The organism is Streptomyces sp. NPDC005576 (assembly GCF_042871745.1).
Classification (GTDB): Bacteria; Actinomycetota; Actinomycetes; order Streptomycetales; family Streptomycetaceae; genus Streptomyces.
Map to the genome: position 1 here is coordinate 563542 of NZ_JBIAJC010000001.1, position 19694 is coordinate 583235.

At 70.7% G+C, this 19694-nt stretch carries 19 protein-coding genes; 14 read left to right on the forward strand and 5 right to left on the reverse strand.

The annotated features are described in order from the left end of the window. The first annotated feature begins 153 nt into the window (after positions 1-153). Positions 154-519 (forward strand): hypothetical protein, encoded by a 366-nt coding sequence (locus ACFYPN_RS02450; RefSeq protein ID WP_389296476.1) that lies wholly within the window; start codon positions 154-156, stop codon positions 517-519. Positions 520-594: 75 nt separating this feature from the next. Here the strand turns inward: ACFYPN_RS02450 and ACFYPN_RS02455 are convergent, their stop codons facing one another. The 3 genes from ACFYPN_RS02455 to ACFYPN_RS02465 all read right to left on the reverse strand — a co-directional run bounded on the left by ACFYPN_RS02455 (position 595) and on the right by ACFYPN_RS02465 (position 3419). Next, a complete protein-coding gene (locus ACFYPN_RS02455; protein ID WP_389296477.1) occupies positions 595-1605 on the reverse strand; it encodes a heme A synthase in 1011 nt (336 codons plus the stop codon). A 123-nt stretch (positions 1606-1728) separates the two neighbouring features. Beyond that, the gene (locus ACFYPN_RS02460; protein ID WP_389296478.1) at positions 1729-2496 is read right to left on the reverse strand and encodes an ABC transporter permease; all 768 of its coding nucleotides are present in this window, start codon (positions 2494-2496) and stop codon (positions 1729-1731) included. Then, positions 2493-3419 carry an ABC transporter ATP-binding protein gene (locus ACFYPN_RS02465; RefSeq protein WP_358761309.1) on the reverse strand — a complete coding sequence of 309 codons (927 nt, stop codon included), beginning with the start codon at positions 3417-3419 and terminating at the stop codon, positions 2493-2495. The genes ACFYPN_RS02460 and ACFYPN_RS02465 overlap by 4 nt, the downstream gene beginning before the upstream one ends. Before the next feature lie 172 nt (positions 3420-3591). Here ACFYPN_RS02465 and ACFYPN_RS02470 point away from each other — a divergent pair, with 172 nt between their 5' ends. The 11 genes from ACFYPN_RS02470 (at position 3592) to ACFYPN_RS02520 (ending at position 14452) form a co-directional block, all read left to right on the forward strand. After that, positions 3592-4356 (forward strand): helix-turn-helix transcriptional regulator, encoded by a 765-nt coding sequence (locus ACFYPN_RS02470; protein WP_389296479.1) that lies wholly within the window; start codon positions 3592-3594, stop codon positions 4354-4356. Then, on the forward strand, positions 4353-5774 hold the full coding sequence (gene sufB, locus ACFYPN_RS02475; protein ID WP_358761311.1) for a Fe-S cluster assembly protein SufB: 1422 nt from the start codon (positions 4353-4355) through the stop codon (positions 5772-5774). The genes ACFYPN_RS02470 and sufB overlap by 4 nt, the downstream gene beginning before the upstream one ends. Before the next feature lie 69 nt (positions 5775-5843). Further along, positions 5844-7025 (forward strand): Fe-S cluster assembly protein SufD, encoded by a 1182-nt coding sequence (gene sufD / locus ACFYPN_RS02480; protein WP_389296480.1) that lies wholly within the window; start codon positions 5844-5846, stop codon positions 7023-7025. Then, positions 7025-7342 carry a bifunctional 3-phenylpropionate/cinnamic acid dioxygenase ferredoxin subunit gene (locus ACFYPN_RS02485; protein WP_358761313.1) on the forward strand — a complete coding sequence of 106 codons (318 nt, stop codon included), beginning with the start codon at positions 7025-7027 and terminating at the stop codon, positions 7340-7342. The genes sufD and ACFYPN_RS02485 overlap by 1 nt, the downstream gene beginning before the upstream one ends. Positions 7343-7349: 7 nt before the next feature. Next, positions 7350-8114: a Fe-S cluster assembly ATPase SufC gene (gene sufC / locus ACFYPN_RS02490; RefSeq protein WP_358761314.1), complete on the forward strand. Its 765-nt coding sequence runs from the start codon at positions 7350-7352 to the stop codon at positions 8112-8114. Beyond that, entirely contained in the window at positions 8111-9379 is a 1269-nt protein-coding gene (locus ACFYPN_RS02495; RefSeq protein WP_358761315.1) for a cysteine desulfurase, read from the forward strand. Before sufC ends, ACFYPN_RS02495 begins: the two co-directional genes overlap by 4 nt. 16 nt (positions 9380-9395) lie before the next feature. Continuing rightward, the gene (gene sufU / locus ACFYPN_RS02500; RefSeq protein ID WP_358761316.1) at positions 9396-9851 is read left to right on the forward strand and encodes a Fe-S cluster assembly sulfur transfer protein SufU; all 456 of its coding nucleotides are present in this window, start codon (positions 9396-9398) and stop codon (positions 9849-9851) included. Then, positions 9848-10186 (forward strand): metal-sulfur cluster assembly factor, encoded by a 339-nt coding sequence (locus ACFYPN_RS02505; RefSeq protein WP_358761317.1) that lies wholly within the window; start codon positions 9848-9850, stop codon positions 10184-10186. Before sufU ends, ACFYPN_RS02505 begins: the two co-directional genes overlap by 4 nt. A 224-nt stretch (positions 10187-10410) precedes the next feature. Next, positions 10411-11757: a hypothetical protein gene (locus ACFYPN_RS02510; protein WP_389296583.1), complete on the forward strand. Its 1347-nt coding sequence runs from the start codon at positions 10411-10413 to the stop codon at positions 11755-11757. 186 nt (positions 11758-11943) lie between these two features. After that, on the forward strand, positions 11944-13965 hold the full coding sequence (locus ACFYPN_RS02515) for a phosphocholine-specific phospholipase C (RefSeq protein ID WP_389296481.1): 2022 nt from the start codon (positions 11944-11946) through the stop codon (positions 13963-13965). A gap of 121 nt (positions 13966-14086) precedes the next feature. Next, positions 14087-14452: a VOC family protein gene (locus tag ACFYPN_RS02520; RefSeq protein WP_389296482.1), complete on the forward strand. Its 366-nt coding sequence runs from the start codon at positions 14087-14089 to the stop codon at positions 14450-14452. Between the two features lie 47 nt (positions 14453-14499). Here ACFYPN_RS02520 and ACFYPN_RS02525 read toward each other — a convergent pair whose 3' ends face one another. Further along, on the reverse strand, positions 14500-15687 hold the full coding sequence (locus tag ACFYPN_RS02525) for a hypothetical protein (RefSeq protein ID WP_389296483.1): 1188 nt from the start codon (positions 15685-15687) through the stop codon (positions 14500-14502). 278 nt (positions 15688-15965) lie between these two features. Between ACFYPN_RS02525 and dapD the strand changes: the two genes are divergently transcribed. Both dapD and ACFYPN_RS02535 read left to right on the forward strand, forming a co-directional pair. Then, positions 15966-16964, forward strand: coding sequence for a 2,3,4,5-tetrahydropyridine-2,6-dicarboxylate N-succinyltransferase (gene dapD, locus ACFYPN_RS02530; protein ID WP_358761321.1), 999 nt, complete (start codon positions 15966-15968; stop codon positions 16962-16964). A gap of 139 nt (positions 16965-17103) precedes the next feature. Beyond that, positions 17104-18288, forward strand: a complete 1185-nt coding sequence (locus ACFYPN_RS02535; protein WP_389296484.1) for an alcohol dehydrogenase catalytic domain-containing protein — start codon at positions 17104-17106, stop codon at positions 18286-18288. Positions 18289-18381: 93 nt separating this feature from the next. Here the strand turns inward: ACFYPN_RS02535 and ACFYPN_RS02540 are convergent, their stop codons facing one another. Further along, positions 18382-19581 carry a PP2C family protein-serine/threonine phosphatase gene (locus ACFYPN_RS02540; RefSeq protein ID WP_389296485.1) on the reverse strand — a complete coding sequence of 400 codons (1200 nt, stop codon included), beginning with the start codon at positions 19579-19581 and terminating at the stop codon, positions 18382-18384. Between the last annotated feature and the right edge of the window lie 113 nt (positions 19582-19694).

A 19694-nucleotide genomic window follows, 5' to 3' on the forward strand; every position in this document is an offset into this window, starting at 1 on the left:
GGCAACCCCCCCCCCCCCCCGCCCCGCGGGGGGGGGGGGGGGCCCCCCCCCCCCCCGGCCCCCCCCCCCCCCCGCCGGGGGGGGGGGCCCCCCCCCCCCCCCCCCCCCCCCCGCCCGTCGCCCGTCGGCCTACCCATCGGTAGCATCCTGTCCATGGCAGAGACCGATGAGACCCAGGTGACCCAGCAGGTGGACGGCAAGCAGGAAGCCCGAGACGCACGCAGGGCGGCCCGGCTCGCCAAGGAGATCACCGCCTTCGCCAAGACGCACGGCGGCGCCGAGGGGCAGCTGGCGTACCTCGGCCAGGCGGGCACCAGGATCGTCCTGGTCGGCGAGGACGGCGGCTGGGGCGACCTCGTCGCCCCCTCGCACGCGGTCGCCGAGAGCGCCGCGCAGCAGTCCGGCCTGACCCTGCACGAAAGCTTCGACGGGGAGTTCGCCGCGAAGGTGCGCACCGGCCGGTACGAGTGGACCCGGATGGCGGGCATCCAGGTGGGTGGCCCGGCCAACCGGGACTGAACGTCCCCCGTACACGACGGAGCCCCCCGGTGGCCGGGGGGCTCCGTCGTGTACGGGGGACGCGGAGTGCGCGGCTCAGACGGCTGTCAGCGCCTCGCCGGACCGGGGGAGGGGGGCGGCGTCGGCGGCGGACACCGGACGCTCGCGCTGGGAGAGCAGGACCCGCAGGACGCCGATCCAGACCAGGCAGGCACCGACCATGTGCAGGCCCACCAAAATCTCCGGGGTGTCCAGGAAGTACTGGACGTACCCGATGACGCCCTGGCCCATCAGCACGAGGAACAGCTCGGCGGCCCGGCGGCGCGGTCCGGGCGGGGCGTCCACGGCCTTCAGGACGAACCACAGCGCCAGGGTCAGCGCCACCACGACCCAGGCCAGGTCCGCGTGGAGCTGGCTGATCAGCTTCCAGTCGAGCGGGATGCGGTGCACGTCGCTGGAGTCGCCCGCGTGCCGGCCCGCGCCGGTCACCACGGTCCCGACGGCGACCAGCAGCCCCGCGGCCACCACGAGGATCCAGGTCAGCTGCGAGACCGCCTTGCCGACCAGCGGCTTCGGGGCGTCGTCGCCCTCGCCGATCCGGTGGTGCATCACCACGGCGACGGTGATCAGGGCGGCGGAGAGCAGGAAGTGCGCGGCCACGCTGTACGGGTTGAGGCCGACCAGCACCACGAAGCCGCCGAGCACGGCATTGCCCATGACCACCCAGAACTGGGCCCAGCCGAGCCGGGTGAGGCTGCGGCGCCGGGGCTTGAGGGCGCGGGCCGCGACGATCGCCCAGCCGACCGCGGCGCAGAGCACGTACGTCAGCATCCGGTTGCCGAACTCGATGACGCCGTGGAAGCCCATCGCGCTGGTGGTGGTGAGGCTGTCCTCGGTGCACTTCGGCCAGGTGGGGCAGCCGAGACCGGAACCGGTCAGCCGCACCGCGCCACCGGTGGCGACGATGATCACCGCCATCACGACGGCGGACATGGCGGCCCGGCGGACGGTCCGGGGGTCCGGGGTCCACCGTTCGGCGATGTACTGGAGGGGGTTCCGCGCGGCTTGAGCGACTTCGGCTCGGGTCAGCTTGGGCACGCCCACCATCGTAAGCGGCAGCTTGTGCAAGCTTTCACGAGGGGGACGAGTCGTCCCGAACCGTGACCGGCGTCACCGGCTCCGGATCGCTTCCCGGGTCACTCCGGCGGCCAGTCCCGGGTCGCTCCCACGTCACTCCCAGCGGAAGAACTTCGCCGCCGCGCCGAGCCCCAGCAACGACCAGACCGCGAGGATGCCCAGGTCGCCCCAGGGAACGCCCGCGCCGTGCTGGAGCACGTCCCGCAAGCCGTCCGAGAGCGCCGCGATCGGCAGCAGGCCGAGCACCGAGGCCACCGCGTCCGGGAACTTCTCCATCGGCACGATCACGCCCCCGCCGACCAGCAGCAGCAGGAAGACCAGGTTCGCCGCCGCGAGGGTCGCCTCCGCCTTCAGCGTCCCCGCCATCAGCAGACCGAGGCCCGAGAACGCGGCGGTGCCCAGCACCAGCAGGAGCAGCACGGAGAGGGGGTTGCCGTGCGGGGACCAGCCGAGCGCGAAGGCGATCACCGTCAGCAGGACCACCTGGAGCACCTCGGTCACCAGGACCGACAGTGTCTTGGAGGTCATCAGCGCCCAGCGCGGCAGCGGGGAGGCGCCGAGCCGCTTGAGGACGCCGTACCGGCGTTCGAAGCCGGTGGCGATGGCCTGGCCGGTGAACGCGGTGGAGAGCACGGCCAGTGCGAGGATGCCGGGCGCCAGGAAGTCAACGGGGTCGCCGGAGCCGGTGTCCACGATGTCGACGGAGCCGAAGAGCACCAGCAGCAGCGCCGGGATGATCACCGTCAACAGCAGCTGCTCGCCGTTACGCAGCAGCATCCGGGTCTCCAGGGCGGTCTGCGCGGCGATCATCCGGGACAGTGGGGCGGCGCCCGGGCGGGGGGCGTACGTACCGGCGCTCATGCGCGCAGCTCCTTGCCGGTGAGTTCCAGGAAGACGTCCTCCAGGGTGTGCCGTTCGACGGCGATGCCGTCCGGCATCACCCCGTGCTGGGCGCACCAGGAGGTGACGGTGGCGAGCAGCTGCGGGTCGATGGTCCCGGAGATGCGGTACGAACCGGGGACGGGTTCGGCCGCGCCGGAGCCGTCCGGCAGTGCCTTGATGAGCGAGCCGAGGTCCAGCCCGGGCCGGCCCGAGAAGCGCAGGGTGTTCTCGGCGCCGCCCCGGCACAGTTCCTCGGGGCTGCCCTGGGCGACGACGCGCCCGGCGTCGACGATGGCGACGTCGTCGGCCAGCTCCTCGGCCTCGTCCATGAAGTGGGTGGTGAGCACGGCGGACACGCCGTCGGCGCGCAGCTCCCGTACGAGCTCCCAGGTGGCCCGGCGGGCCTGCGGGTCGAGCCCGGCGGTGGGCTCGTCGAGGAAGACGAGTTCCGGGCGGCCGACGACGGCCATGGCGAGCGCGAGGCGCTGCTGCTGGCCGCCGGAGAGGCGCCGGTAGGTGGTGCGGCCGCAGTTGCCGAGGCCGAGGCGCTCGACGAGGGCGTCGACGTCGAGCGGGTGCGCGTGCAGCTTCGCCATGTGGCGGAGCATCTCCTCGGCTCGGGCACCGGAGTAGACACCGCCGGACTGGAGCATGACCCCGATCCGGGGGCGCAGCCGGGCCGCGTCGGCGACGGGGTCGAGGCCCAGCACACGGACGGTGCCGGCGTCGGGGCGGCGGTAGCCCTCGCAGGTCTCGATCGTGGTGGTCTTGCCGGCGCCGTTGGGGCCCAGGACCGCGGTCACCGTGCCCGCCGCGACGCTCAGATCGAGTCCGTCGACGGCTGTCTTGGCGCCGTACCGCTTCACCAGGCCTTCGACCCGTACGACAGGCTCGTTGCTCATGGCCGGTAAGTCTAAGTCCGGCCGCTGGTGGGAGGGCCGCCGGGGAGGGCCAGGACCCATGCCGGACACCGGCTCCGGGGCACAGATTAGGTGACCCTAAGTGACGAACCACACCGCTGATCATTCCGGACCGTGGTTGTCATGCCGCTCCGAATTACGCAACAATGGCGTTGTGAAATACGTTGGCGAGGCTCCGCAGGAGGAACTCGCGACCGGTGAGCGCCCGACGCGCAACCGGATCGCGCGCTCCATCCTCGACCACGGCCCGTCCACCGCCGCCGATCTCGCGAAGCGGCTCGGACTCACCCAGGCCGCCGTCCGGCGCCACCTGGACGCTCTCGGCTGCGACGGAGTGGTCGAAGCCCGTGAGCAGCGGGTCTACGGCACCCGGACCCGCGGCCGCCCCGCGAAGGTGTTCGCACTGACGGACAGCGGCCGGGACGCCTTCGACCAGTCCTACGACGAGCTGGCCGCCGAGGCGCTGCGCTGGATCGCCGAGACCGCGGGCGACGAGGCGGTCGTCACGTTCGCCCGTTCCCGGATGACGGCCCAGGCGGAGAAGTACCGCGCCGTCGTCGAAGCCGCGGCCCCCCAGGACCGGACAGCGGCGCTGGCCAGGGCCTTGTCCGCGGACGGGTACGCTGCTACGGCGCGCAGCGCCCCGGGCCCCCAGCAGGGTGAGCAGCTCTGCCAGCACCACTGCCCGGTCGCGCACGTCGCCGAGCAGTTCCCGCAGCTGTGCGAGGCGGAGACGGAATTCTTCTCCGCGTTGCTCGGGACCCATGTGCAGCGTCTGGCCACCCTCGCCCACGGCGACGGCGTGTGCACGACGTACGTACCCAAGGGCGGTCCCGGCGGCGGTACGGCCGACGCCGGCGCGCCCCCACAGACCACCACCTCAGTATCAGCAAGCACTGCCGGGAGGAACCCCGCATGACGCTCCCTACGGAGACTGCCCACCCCGAACTCGAGGGCCTGGGTACGTACGAATTCGGCTGGGCCGACTCCGACGCGGCAGGCGCGGCGGCCAAGCGCGGCCTCTCGGAAGATGTCGTCCGTGACATCTCGGCGAAGAAGAACGAGCCCGAGTGGATGCTGAAGCTCCGCCTCAAGGGCCTGAAGCTCTTCGCGAAGAAGCCGATGCCGAACTGGGGCTCGGACCTGTCGGGCATCGACTTCGACAACATCAAGTACTTCGTGCGGTCCACGGAGAAGCAGGCGGAGTCCTGGGAGGACCTGCCCGAGGACATCAAGAACACGTACGACAAGCTCGGCATCCCCGAGGCGGAGAAGCAGCGGCTGGTCGCCGGTGTCGCCGCGCAGTACGAGTCCGAGGTCGTCTACCACCAGATCAACGAGGAGCTGGAGGCGCAGGGTGTCATCTTCATGGACACCGACACCGCGCTGAAGGAGCACCCGGAGCTCTTCAAGGAGTACTTCGGCACCATCATCCCCGTCGGTGACAACAAGTTCGCCTCGCTGAACTCGGCCGTGTGGTCCGGCGGCTCCTTCATCTACGTGCCGAAGGGCGTGCACGTGGAGATCCCGCTCCAGGCCTACTTCCGTATCAACACGGAGAACATGGGCCAGTTCGAGCGGACGCTGATCATCGTGGACGAGGACGCCTACGTCCACTACGTCGAGGGCTGCACCGCGCCGATCTACTCCTCGGACTCGCTGCACAGCGCCGTGGTCGAGATCATCGTGAAGAAGGGCGGCCGCTGCCGCTACACGACCATCCAGAACTGGTCGAACAACGTCTACAACCTCGTCACCAAGCGCGCCGTGGCGTACGAGGGCGCGACCATGGAGTGGGTCGACGGCAACATCGGCTCCAAGGTCACCATGAAGTACCCGGCCGTCTACCTCATGGGCGAGCACGCCAAGGGCGAGACGCTCTCCATCGCCTTCGCGGGCGAGGGCCAGCACCAGGACGCCGGCGCCAAGATGGTCCACATGGCTCCGAACACCTCGTCCAACATCGTCTCCAAGTCGGTGGCACGGGGCGGCGGCCGTACCTCCTACCGCGGTCTCATCGAGATCGGCGAGGGCGCGCCGGGCGCGAAGTCCAACGTGCTCTGCGACGCGCTGCTCGTCGACACGATCTCGCGCTCCGACACCTACCCGTACGTCGACGTCCGCGAGGACGACGTGTCGATGGGCCACGAGGCGACCGTCTCCAAGGTCTCCGAGGACCAGCTCTTCTACCTGATGAGCCGGGGCCTCACCGAGTTCGAGGCCATGGCGATGATCGTGCGCGGATTCGTCGAGCCGATCGCCAAGGAGCTCCCGATGGAGTACGCCCTGGAGCTGAACCGGCTGATCGAGCTGCAGATGGAGGGCTCGGTCGGCTAGTTCGGCGCCGCGCCGTCCGCCCGACCGAACCCCACTTCTCGACCTAAGAAAGAGAGCACTACGACAGCCATGGCTGAGGCTCAGAATTCCCCGGTGGGCTCCACCACCGCCGGTTCCATCGCGGTGGCCGCCGAGTCGACCGTCGCCACGCGCATGAGCGCCCCGCCCTCCTTCGACGTGGCGGACTTCCCGGTCCCGCACGGGCGCGAGGAGGAGTGGCGCTTCACGCCGCTGGAGCGCCTGCGCGGGCTGCACGACGGCACCGCGGTGGCGAACGGCGGGGGCGTCAAGGTCGTCGTGGAGGCCCCCGCGGGCGTCACGGTGGAGACCGTGGGCCGCGACGACGCCCGGCTCGGCCGCGCCGGCATCCCGGTGGACCGGGTCGCCGCCCAGGCGTACTCGGCCTTCACCCAGGCCTCGGTCGTCACCGTCGCCAATGAGGCCGTGCTCACCGAGCCGATCCGGATCGCGGTGCACGGCGAGGGCGGTACCGCCTACTGCCACCAGCTCGTCGAGCTGGGCGCCTTCGCCGAGGCGGTCGTGGTCATCGACCACACCGGTGACGCGGTCCTCGCCGCCAATGTCGACTTCGTCGTCGGCGACGGCGCGAAGCTCACCGTCGTCTCCGTGCAGGACTGGGACGACACCGCGGTCCACGTCGCTCAGCACAACGCGCTGATCGGCCGCGACGCCTCCTTCAAGTCCGTGGTCGTCACCTTCGGCGGCGACGTGGTCCGGCTGCACCCCCGGGTCGCGTACGCCGGCACCGGCGGCGAGGCCGAGCTCTTCGGCCTGTACTTCACGGACAAGGGCCAGCACCAGGAGCACCGCCTCCTGGTCGACCACAACACCCCGCACTGCAAGTCCAACGCGGTGTACAAGGGCGCCCTCCAGGGCGAGGGGGCCCACGCGGTCTGGATCGGGGACGTCCTCATCCAGGCGAAGGCCGAGGGCACCGACACCTACGAGATGAACCGCAACCTGGTCCTCTCCGACGGCGCCCGCGTCGACTCGGTGCCGAACCTGGAGATCGAGACCGGCGAGATCGTCGGCGCCGGCCACGCCTCGGCGACCGGCCGCTTCGACGACGAGCAGCTCTTCTACCTCCAGTCCCGCGGCATCCCGGCCGAGGAGGCCCGCCGTCTCGTCGTGCGCGGCTTCTTCGCCGAGCTGGTCCAGCAGATCGGTCTGCCGGACGTCGAGGCGCGCCTGCTCGACAAGATCGAGACAGAGCTGAAGGCGTCCGTCTGATGGCGTTCGTCAAGGTGTGCGCGCTGAGCGAGCTGGAGGACGACACCCCGAAGCGGGTGGAGCTCGACGGCACTCCGGTCTCGGTCGTCCGCACCGAGGGCGAGGTGTTCGCCATCAACGACATCTGCTCGCACGCCAATGTGTCGCTGTCGGAGGGCGAGGTGGAGGACTGCATGATCGAGTGCTGGCTGCACGGCTCGGCCTTCGACCTGCGCACCGGCAAGCCGTCCGGTCTTCCCGCGACGAGCCCCGTCCCCGTTTACCCCGTCAAGATCGAAGGGGACGATGTGCTCGTCTCCGTCACCCAGGAGTCCTGAGTCACCCATGGCAACGCTTGAAATCCGCGACCTGCACGTCACCGTCGAGGCCGACAACGCCACGAAGGAGATCCTCAAGGGCGTCGACCTGACCGTGAAGCAGGGCGAGACCCACGCCATCATGGGCCCCAACGGGTCCGGCAAGTCCACCCTGGCGTACTCGCTCGCCGGTCACCCCAAGTACACGATCACGAGCGGCACCGTCACCCTGGACGGCGAGAACGTCCTGGAGATGTCCGTCGACGAGCGGGCCCGCGCCGGTCTGTTCCTCGCCATGCAGTACCCGGTCGAGATCCCCGGCGTCTCGGTCTCCAACTTCCTGCGCACCTCCGCCACCGCCGTCCGCGGCGAGGCCCCCAAGCTGCGTACGTGGGTGAAGGAGGTCCGGGAGACGATGGCCGGTCTCCAGATGGACCCGGCGTTCGCCGAGCGCAACGTCAACGAGGGCTTCTCCGGCGGTGAGAAGAAGCGCCACGAGATCCTCCAGCTGGAGCTCCTCAAGCCGAAGGTCGCCATCCTCGACGAGACCGACTCCGGCCTGGACGTCGACGCCCTGCGCGTCGTCTCCGAGGGAGTCAACCGGGTCCGTGAGTCGGGCGAGGTCGGCACCCTGCTGATCACCCACTACACGCGGATCCTCCGCTACATCAAGCCCGACTTCGTGCACGTCTTCGCCAACGGCCGCATCGCCGAGTCCGGTGGCGCGGAGCTGGCCGACAAGCTGGAGAACGAGGGCTACGAGGCATATGCGAAGGGAGGCGCTTCCGCGTGACTGACGCCCGCCAGGGGCTCACCGGCCTCCTCGACACCGAGGCGATCCGCAAGGACTTCCCCATCCTGGGCCGCACGGTCCACGACGGCAAGAAGATCGTGTACCTGGACAGCGCGGCGACCTCGCAGAAGCCGCGCCAGGTCCTCGACGCTCTCAACGAGTACTACGAGCGGCACAACGCCAACGTCCACCGCGGTGTGTACACCATCGCCGAGGAGGCCACCGCACTGTACGAAGGCGCCCGCGACAAGGTCGCCGCCTTCATCAACGCGCCGAGCCGCGACGAGGTCATCTTCACGAAGAACGCCTCGGAGTCGCTCAACCTCGTCGCGAACATGCTCGGCTGGGCGGACGAGCCCTACCGGGTGGACCGCGACACCGAGATCGTCACCACCGAGATGGAGCACCACTCCAACATCGTTCCGTGGCAGCTGCTCGCGCAGCGCACCGGCGCGAAGCTGAAGTGGTTCGGCATCACGGACGACGGCCGGCTCGACCTGTCCAACATCGACGAGATCATCACCGAGAAGACGAAGATCGTCACCTTCACGCTGGTCTCGAACATCCTGGGCACGATCAACCCGGTCGAGCAGATCATCCGCCGCGCCCAGCAGGTCGGCGCGCTGGTCTGCATCGATGCCTCGCAGGCCGCCCCGCACATGGTGCTGGACGTGCAGGCGCTGCAGGCCGACTTCGTGGCCTTCACCGGTCACAAGATGGTCGGCCCGACCGGCATCGGCGTCCTGTGGGGACGGCAGGAGCTCCTGGAGGACCTGCCGCCGTTCCTGGGCGGCGGCGAGATGATCGAGACCGTGTCGATGCACTCGTCCACCTACGCCCCGGCGCCGCACAAGTTCGAGGCGGGTACGCCCCCGATCGCGCAGGCAGTCGGTCTCGGCGCGGCCGTGGACTACCTCACGGCCATCGGCATGGAGAACATCCACCGCCACGAGCAGGCGATCACCGAGTACGCGGTGGCGCGCCTCCTGGAGGTCCCCGACCTGCGGATCATCGGCCCGACCACGGCCGAGAACCGCGGCGCCACGATCTCCTTCACGCTCGGCGACATCCACCCGCACGACGTGGGCCAGGTGCTCGACGAGGAGGGCATCGCGGTCCGGGTGGGTCACCACTGCGCGCGGCCCGTCTGCCTGCGGTACGGAATTCCCGCGACCACGCGGGCGTCGTTCTATCTGTACTCCACGCCCGCCGAGGTCGACGCCCTGGTGGACGGCCTGGAGCACGTACGCAACTTTTTCGGTTGAGGCTGAGGGCTGACGGGTGAAGCTGGATTCGATGTACCAGGAAGTGATCCTGGACCACTACAAGCACCCCCACGGGCGCGGCCTGCGGGACGGCGACGCCGAGGTGCATCACACCAACCCGACGTGCGGCGACGAGATCACGCTCCGCGTGCGGTACGAGGGCGACACCCTCGCCGACGTCAGCTACGAGGGGCAGGGCTGCTCGATCAGCCAGGCCAGCGCCTCGGTGCTGAACGACCTGCTGGTCGGCAAGGAGCTCGAGCAGGCGCAGAAGATCCAGGAGACGTTCCTGGAGCTGATGCAGTCCAAGGGCCGGCTGGAGCCCGACGACGCGATGGAGGAGGTACTGGAGGACGCGGTCGCGTTCGCCGGTGTCTCCAAGTACCCGGCTCGCGTCAAGTGCGCGCTGCTGAGCTGGATGGCGTGGAAGGACGCGACGGCGAAGGCGCTGTCCGAAGGGAAGACCTCATGAGCGAGAACGACACCGTGGCACTGAAGCCGGCCTCCGAGGAGGAGGTCCGCGAGGCGCTGTACGACGTCGTCGACCCCGAACTGGGTATCGACGTCGTCAACCTGGGCCTGATCTACGGCATCCACATCGACGACGCCAACATCGCCACCCTCGACATGACGCTGACGTCCGCGGCCTGCCCGCTGACCGACGTCATCGAGGACCAGGCGAAGTCCGCGACCGACGGCATCGTCAGCGAGCTGCGGATCAACTGGGTCTGGATGCCGCCGTGGGGTCCGGACAAGATCACGGACGACGGACGCGAGCAGCTGCGCGCGCTCGGCTTCAACGTCTGAGCGTCCCCGCTCAGCACCGTTTCGAGGACGGCCCCCCGGCCACGCCGGGGGGCCGTCCTCGTGTTGTTCGTCCGCCGTACCGGTGGCGTGTGCCCCTTGTTGGCGCGGGAACCGGAACCTACTCGACGACACACGCCGACGAGAGGTACGCAGTGACGCTTCAGCCTTCACTCCAGCACCGCCAGGCACGCCGACCCCGCCGGGCCGCCGCCGCAGCGGCCGGGATGCTCGCGCTCGGCGCCCTGGGGATCACCGCCCCCGCGCACGCCGTGTCCTACGGGACGCCCACCATCGCCCTGTCGGCGACGTACCTCTCCGGCGCGGTGGGCGCGACCGGCGCCGCCGACAACACGGTCACCGTCACGATCGCGCAGAGCGGCGCCGACGCCTCGGCCCTCACCGTCGCCGCGTCCGCCAGCTCCAAGACCTCGGTCGCCGCGACCTCCGACGTGACCGTGACCGGCACCGGTGCGACCCGTCAGATCTCCGTCGCCGCCCACGCCCGCGGCTACACCGACCTCACCCTCAAGGTCACCGGCCTCGGCGGCAAGACGGCCACCAAGAAGCTGTACTACGCCGCCTCGGCCGCCGTGCAGAACTCCGCCGACACCCGGTACCTCACCGGCTCCTCGGACGCCTCCGCCGCCGTCGACGTCGGCGGCGGTTACGCCGTCGTCGCGGACGACGAGTCGAACGTCCTGCGCCTCTACAACCTCGCGGTCTCCGGCGCGCCCCTGAAGACCTGGGACGTCGCGTCCAAGCTCGGGGTGGAGAAGGAGATCGACATCGAAGGTGCGGCCCGCGTCGGCAACACCATCTACTGGACCGGCTCGCTCGGCAACAACAAGGACGGCGAGTACAAGGCCGACCGCAACACCGTCTTCACCACGACGGTGTCCGGCTCCGGCGCGTCCACCGTGCTCACCGTCGGCGGCTCGTACAAGAAGCTCCGGGACGACCTCGTCGCCTGGGACGAGGCGAACGGCGACCGGTACGGTTTCGCGGCCGGTACCGAGGACGGCGAAGTACCCAAGCAGATCGACGGGTTCAACGTGGAGGGCCTGGAGTTCGCGCCCGGCTCCACCACCACCGCGTACGTCGGCTTCCGCGCGCCCCTCGTCCCGCCGAAGTCGGGTGGCAAGGGCCTGATCGTGCCGGTGACCAACTTCGACAAGGTCGCCGGGAGCGGCGCGAAGGCGGTGTTCGGCACGCCGATCGAGCTGGACCTCGGCGGTCTCGCCATCCGCGACATCCGGAAGAACGCCTCGAACCAGTACCTCATCGTCGCCGGTTCCTGGGCGGCGGACGACAACTCCGACCCGTACGCCCTCTACAGCTGGGACGGCGTCGCCGGCCACGCCCCGGTCAAGCGCACCGACCTGCCCACCACGGACCCGGGCGGCTGGGAGGCCGTCGTCTCGGTGCCCGACCTCACCGTCGCGGGCACCCGCGCGCAGCTCATCACGGATGCCGGCTCGGCCGACCTCTACGGGGACGGCACGGAGGCGAAGGACCTGGACCACGCCGAGTTCAAGAAGTCCCGGGCGACCTGGTTCACCGTCGGCGGCTGACCCGGCTCCTCCTCGGGGGCGCGGTCCGGACGAACGGTTACGGACGAACGGCCCCCGGGTGAAGGGTTCCTGGGGGCCGGGGACCGTTCACCCGGGGATCATCCGCCGGACGGGTTGCCTCCCCGCGGAGAGGGCATCGTTACGCGCGGGTGCCGCAGGGGCATCCGCGAGGACGAGGGTGGGCGCATGACACCGATCAGCCGTAGGGGCTTCGTGGGGCTCGGTGCCTCCGTGGCGGCCGGCATGACGCTGGGTGCGGGCACGCGCACAGCGGCGGCGGGCACCACCGCGACCGGCACCATCAAGGACGTACGCCACGTGGTGATCCTGATGCAGGAGAACCGCAGTTTCGACCACTACTTCGGACGGCTCAAGGGCGTACGCGGCTTCGACGACCGCAGCGGCATCACCCTCGCCGGCAACCACTCCGTCTTCGACCAGCCCAACGGCACGGGCCGCCAGTTCCCCTGGAAACTGAGCGCGACCCCGGCCGCGGGCGGCCAGGACGGCGAGACCCTCGCCCAGTGCAGCGGCGACCTGCCGCACTCCTGGGCCTCCCAGCACTCCGCGTGGAACAAGGGCCGTCTGGACAACTGGGTCGCGGGCGTCGGCAACGTCCGCTCCCTGGGCTACCTCGACCGCTCGGACCTCCCCTTCCACTACGCCCTCGCCGACGCCTACACCGTCTGCGACGCCTACTTCTCCTCCACCCTCAGCGCCACCGGCCCGAACCGCACCTACCTGTGGAGCGGCAAGGTCGACGCCGCCAGCTACGACGGCGGCGAGGAATCGGGCCTGACCTGGCAGAACTACGCCCAGGCACTCCAGACGGCCAGAGTGAGCTGGAAGGTCTACCAGAACGCCCGGGACAACTACGGCGACAACGGCTGCGCCTACTTCAAGGCCTTCGCGGGAGCCAAGGCCGGCGACCCGCTGTACGACCGGGGCATGTCCTCCGTCCCCGCCGTCACCGGCTCCACCCCCGACGACATAGCCGCCGCCATCAAGGCGGACGTCCTCGCCGGCACGCTGCCGCAGGTCTCCTGGGTGGTCCCCAACCAGGCGTTCTCCGAGCATCCCTACGCCCCGCCCGGCGACGGGGCCCACTTCGTCGACCTGGTCTACCGGGCGCTCGCGTCGGACCCGGACGTCTTCGACTCCACCGTCCTCTTCCTCAACTACGACGAGAACGACGGCTTCTTCGACCACGTGCCGCCGCCCGCCCCGCCCGCGGGAACCCCCGGCGAGTTCCTGAACGGCGTGCCCTACGGCTTCGGCTTCCGCGTCCCCATGACCGTCGTCTCGCCGTGGACCCGCGGCGGCTGGGTCTCCTCGGAGGTCTTCGAGCACACGTCGGTACTGCGCTTCCTGGAGACCTGGACGACCGCCCTCGGCACGCCCGCCCCCTGCCCCAACATCAGTGAGTGGCGGCGCAGGGTGAGCGGAGACCTGACCGGCGTCTTCGACTTCGCCCACCCGGTCAAGGGTGCGGTTGCGCTCCCCGCGACGAGCGTGATCGGGCTCTCGACGTGCGGCCCGCTGCCCAACCCCGTACCGACGAACAACGCGCTGCCCGTGCAGGAGCCCGGCACCCGCCCGTCCCGGGCCCTGCCCTACCAGCCCAACGGGTACCTGGAACGGCTGGAGTTCGGGACCTCCGGGAAGATCCTCGCCTGGCTCACGATGGCCAACCAGGGCGCGCCGGCGACCCGGGCGGCCCACTTCGCCATCCATCCGAACGCCTACCGCGACACCACCCCGTGGCAGTACACGGTAGATGCCGGAGGTACCGCCTCGGACTTCTTCAACATCGGCTCCGGAAACGGCGACGGCAAGTACGACCTCACCATGACCGGCCCCCACCGCTTCCTGCGCCGCTTCCAGGGCCACGCCACCAAGGCGGGCCGGACGGCGGAGGTCCGCACCCGGTACGCGACGGAGCCCGGCACGGGCAAGCTCGCCCTCTACTTCACGATGGCCAACTCCGGTACGGCTCCGGTGAAGTTCACCATCACGTCCCTCCGCTACCGCAGCGACGGTCCGTGGACGTATACCGTCGCCGCGGGCTCCTCCACGGAGGACTTCTTCAACGCGGTCGCCCACCAGAACGGCTGGTACGACTTCACCGTCACGGTCGATTCCGACACCACGTGGTCCCGCAGGTTCACCGGACGTCTGGAGACGGGATCGGCCGGCGTCAGCGGCTGACGCGGGCCGCCCGCGCCCACTGCCGTGACGGGCGCCGACTCCGACCGGTGCGGCACCCTTTCCGGGGGAGCCCGGCCGGGTGTCCTGGAGAGGGTCCGCTCCGTCTGGCAGAGTCGCGGCCATGGCCTCTTCTTGGTACACCCTCGTCGTGGACGCCCACGACATGCCGTCGCTCGCCCGTTTCTGGTGCGAGGTGCTGGACTGGAAGGTCGTCCACGAGGACGGGAACGAGGTGACGATCGGGGCGGACGCGCGGGCCCTGCCCGGCCTCTGCTTCGTTTCCGCACCCGACTCCAAGGCCGTCAAGAACCGTCTGCACATCGATCTCAGCCCCGACGACCAGGCGGCCGAGGTCGAGCGGATCGTCGCGCTCGGTGCCACCCGGGCGGACGTCGGGCAGGGCGACGACGTCAGCTGGGTGGTGCTGGCGGATCCGGAGGGCAACGAGTTCTGCGTACTGCGGCCGAAGAGGACGCTGCGGGATTGAAGCAGGGCTGACGGGCTCTCTCGACGGCCGGCCCCTGTGGCGTGGTGTCAGGGCGCGGAGTCCGCGCCCCCGCCCGTGCCGTCCGACGGACCGGACGGCAAACCCTGCTGAGGACCCGGGCCGGGCTGCGGACCGGCGCCGGGCTGCGGGCCGGCCCCGGGGTGGCCGTACGTGGGCGGCGTCGGGTAGCCGTAGGTGGGCGGCGGCGCCGGGTAGCCGTACGGCGGAGGCGCGTAGGCGGGGGGCCGGGGCAGACCCGCGGCGTCGGCCAGGTCCTGGGCCAGGTTCTCCTGACGGATGCGGCGGTCGACGTAGAGCATGCCCAGCACCAGCGGCGGGAAGGTGCCCACGAAGACCTGGCCGATCAGCTGACCGGCCATCATGACCGCGGCCACGCTCCCCACGGCGACCAGGATGGTGGTGACGCTCGGGTCGTCACCGAGGTCCTGGGTGGTCACCGCGGAGGAGAACACGCCGGCGAGGGAGAACGGTATCTGGACGACGTACGAGGCCACCCCGGCCATCAGGAAGCCCAGCAGCGAAATGCCGCAGATCCGCCACCAGTTGCCGCGGACGAGCGTGGAAGAGCGGCGCATCGCGGCGACCGGTCCCTGGCCTTCGAGTACCACCGCCGTCGGCGCCAGCGAGAACTTCACCCACAGCCACACCGCGAGGGGCCCGGCCGGGAGCAGCAGGAGGACGGAGAGCCCCAGCCCCGCGGCGGCGCCGTCCGAGTCACCGGCCGACAGGGCCATCCCGATCACGGACACTTCGAAGGTCATCACCAGAGCGAGGGGAACCACCGCGATCAGCCCGGTCAGCAGCACGGTTCCCACCATGGCCGGCAGCCTGGACCAGGCGGTCTGCCGGGCCGAGCGGAAGGTCACCGGGCGACCCAGCACGGCCTCCCGGAGCACCGCGGGCACCGCAGCCTGCACCAGGGCAGCGGCCATGACGGCCACGACGATCCCGATCAGCACCACGATCCCGAGAGCCACCAGGACCGGGGTGACGTCACGGCCCCAGTCCACGTCCGTCTCGGAGGAGTACCCCTTGAGGCGTACCAGGTGGTCGTGGACGGCCGAGAGGGCGATGAGCAGGGCGGCCACGAACGCGACCGCCGCCGTTGCGTAGACCGCGGCGGCGAAGCCGAACAGGGTTTTCCAGTAGCGGCCCATCGTGGAGAAGGTGCCGTTGAATATGTCCGAAAGGCTCAGGGGCCCCAGCGGTATCACCCCGGGCTCCGGTGGCGGTGGCACGCGCCAACCGCCCCAGCCCTGGTGCGTCCCCCCGCCGTACGGTGCGCCACCGTGCGCCCCGCCGCCCCACCCCGCGTCCTGAGCCACTGTCTCTCCATGAAGTTGTCCGGATGTCCGGCCGGTGAGGCCGGACCGGCACACGGTAGCGCCCCGTCCACCTCGTTCCCGGGGCGGTGCCCCGAAGAGCGCGACGCACCCGGCCCATTCCTGAGACCGGTTGGCCCGGGCGGGACCCGGACGGTTAGGTTTCGGTCATGACCGACACGACTTCCCAGGGCTCGCCCCGCACCACCGGCGCCGTCGCCGCCGGCCTCGCCACCATCGCCGGGAACGGCACCGTCCTCGACACGTGGTTCCCCGCTCCCGAGCTCGCCGCCGAGCCCGGCCCGGCCGGCACCCAGCTGCTCACCGCGGACGAGGCGGTGAACCTCCTCGGCGCGGGCGCCGCGAAGGCAGTCGGCGTGGACGCCCGCCGCGGGGTCGAGGTCGTCGCCGTCCGGACGGTCATCTCCTCGCTGGACGACAAGCCGCTGGACGCGCACGACACCTACCTGCGCCTGCACCTGCTCTCGCACCGGCTCGTCCAGCCGCACGGCCAGAACCTGGACGGCATCTTCGGCTTCCTCGCCAACGTCGCCTGGACCTCGCTCGGCCCTGTCGCCGTGGACGACCTGGAGAAGGTCAGGCTCAACGCCCGCGCCGAGGGCCTGCACCTCCAGGTCACCTCCGTCGACAAGTTCCCGAGGATGACGGATTACGTCGCGCCCCAGGGTGTCCGTATCGCCGACGCCGACCGGGTCCGCCTCGGCGCCCACCTGGCGTCCGGCACGACCGTCATGCACGAGGGCTTCGTCAACTTCAACGCCGGCACGCTCGGCACGTCGATGGTCGAGGGCCGCATCTCCGCGGGCGTCGTCGTCGGCGACGGCTCGGACATCGGCGGCGGCGCCTCCACCATGGGCACCCTCTCCGGCGGCGGCAAGGAGCGCATCGTGATCGGTGAGCGCTGCCTCATCGGCGCGGAGGCGGGCATCGGCATCGCGCTCGGCGACGAGTGCGTCGTCGAAGCGGGCCTGTACGTCACCGCCGGCACCCGCGTCACCATGCCGGACGGCCAGGTCGTCAAGGCCCGCGAGCTCTCGGGTGCCTCGCACATCCTCTTCCGCCGCAACTCCGTCACGGGCACCGTCGAAGCCCGTCCGAACAATGCGGTCTGGGGCGGACTGAACGACATCCTGCACGCCCACAACTGAGCCCCCACGGCCGCACGCGTACGAACCACAGCCCCCGGTCCCCCCGGGGGCTGTTCCGTGCGCGGGCCGACGCGACAAGAGGGCGGGGAGCGCGGAGAGTGGAAGGGAAATCTGCCCGACCGCTCGAAAGGGGAACACCGTGCGGGCGCTCACCTACCACGGAAAGCGGGACGTCCGGGTCGAGACGGTACCGGACCCCACGATCGTGAAGCCGGACGACGTGATCGTGCGCATCACCTCGTCGGGGATCTGCGGTTCCGACCTCCACCTCTACGAGGTGCTCGGCCCCTACCTCGACCCGGGTGACATCCTCGGTCACGAACCGATGGGGATCGTGGAGGAGACCGGCCCCGAGGTCACCTCGGTGGCGAAGGGCGACCGGGTCGTCATCCCCTTCAACGTCTGCTGCGGCCGCTGCTTCATGTGCGAGCAGGGCCTGCACTCCCAGTGCGAGACCACGCAGGTGCGCTCCCGGGGTATGGGGGCCTCACTCTTCGGCTACACCAAGCTGTACGGCCAAGTGCCGGGCGGGCAGGCCGAGTTCCTCCGGGTCCCGTTCGGGAACAGCCTGCCGATCAAGGTGCCGGCCGGGCCGCCGGACGACCGCTTCGTCTACCTCTCCGACGTGCTGCCCACCGCCTGGCAGGCGGTCGAGTACGCGGCGATCCCGCCCGGCGGCACGGTCACCGTCCTGGGCCTCGGCCCGATCGGCGCCATGGCGGCCCGCATCGCGCGCCACCGGGGCGCCGGGCTCGTCGTGGGTGTGGACCTGGTGCCGGACCGCCTGGAGCGGGCGAGTACGTACGGCGCCACCTGCCTGGACCTGCGCCGGTACGACAACGGCCCCGGCGACGCGATCCGCGAACTCACCCAGGGGCGCGGTACGGACTCCGTCATCGACGCCGTCGGCATGGAGGCGCACGGCGCCCCGACGGCCAAGGCGGCCCACTGGGCGGTCGGGCTGCTGCCGGACGCCGTGGCCGAGCGCCTCATGGAGACGGTGGGCATCGACCGGCTGGCCGCGGTCCACGCCGCCGTCGACGTGGTACGCCGGGGCGGCACGATCTCGCTCTCCGGCGTCTACGGAGGCGCCGTCGACCCGCTGCCGCTGCTGAAGATGTTCGACAAGCAGATCCAGCTCCGGATGGGCCAGGCGAACGTGTGGCGCTGGGTCGACGACATCCTGCCGCTGCTCACCGAGGCGGACCCGCTGGGCGTCGACACCTTCGCCACGCACCACCTGCCGCTGGAGCAGGGCCCCGAGGCGTACAGCACCTTCCAGCGGAAGGCCGACGGCATGATCAAAACCCTCCTGCACCCGTGACCCGGCCGGACCCCCGATCCTGCTGAACCCCCGACCCCGCCGAACCCCTGACCTTGCTGCACCCCTGACGTGAGTCCGCCCGCGCGCCGCTCCTCACCCGTGCCTCGTGCGGTGATGCTGCCGCCACTCGATCAGGAGGATGGTGGCGTCGTCCGCCAGATTGTCGTGCTGGTGATCCAGGATCGAGTGGATGAGCTGGCGGAGGGCCTCCGGAGCGAGTTCGCCGACCGCGGTGGCGCGGATGATGGAGCTCGTGAAGCCGGCGAGACCGAACTCCGACCCACCGGCCAGGCGTGCCTCGGTCACCCCGTCCGTGTAGAGGATGACGCGGTCTCCCGGTTCCAGCGCCATTTCCCGCACCGTGCGCGAGGGGTTGCCGATCGTTCCGGGCGTTCCCATGGGGGGCTCGCCCGGGTATTCGAGGGCGTTCTCCAGGACCATGTCGTCGCGGATGAGGAGGGGCGGCGGATGTCCGCAGTTGACCCAGCTGAGGATGCCGCTGGCGAGGTCGAGTTGCATGGCGATCCCGGTGCAGAACTGGTCCGGGAGCCACTCCGCGAGCGCCTCGTCGACGGTTCTCACCATCTCGCGCAGCCCTGAGCCCCGGCGTCGGGCGCTCCGGCATCCGGCCATCGCGATGGCGGTGGTCAGCCCGGACGCGAGATTGTGGCCCATCGCGTCCAGGATCACGGCGTGCAGAGTCGACTCCGTCAGGGCGTGGTCGAAGGCGTCCCCGCCCAGCTCGTATGCCGGTTCGACGACCGCGGTGGAGACGGCCCGGTCGTCGCCGACGGTGCGGGGCGGCAGCAGGGCCCGCACCATCTCCGCCGGGAGCGTCATCGTCCCGGTGCGTGCCTGCTGCACGAGCCGGTCGCTGAAGGCGCGCTTGGAGGTGATGGCCATGGCGAGGACGGACGCGAGCGACTCGCAACGCTCCAGCAGGGTGCCGTCGAGCGTCTCGAGGTGGAAGCCGACCACCCCGAGCCGCTCCTCACCGTCGATCAGCGGGAGCCAGACGATCAGCGTGCGGGCGTCGGTGTTCTGCACGCGCAGTGACATCGCGCGGTAGGCCCAGCCGGCCAGGGACCCGTCCACCGGCAGCTGCTCCTCGCCCGAGAGGAGGGTCAGCCGGCGTTGCTGGAGGTCCACCAGGTAGACGTCCACGTGGCCGATGCCCAGGCGCACGGCGTACCGGTTGACCAGGACGGACAGGTTGGTCGGGGCGGTCGGGTGGACCTCCGCCAGGAAGGCGTGCAGCGCGTGTTCGCCGTCGCCGCGGACGGGCTCCGTCATGGGCGCGCCTTCCGCGCCGCCGGGCCGTCCACGGGGCGGGTGGCGGTGCGCTGTGCTGTGCCGCAGGTCATGGCGGGCTCCAGGGGCCGGGGGAGAGCGCCGGTACGCGCCGC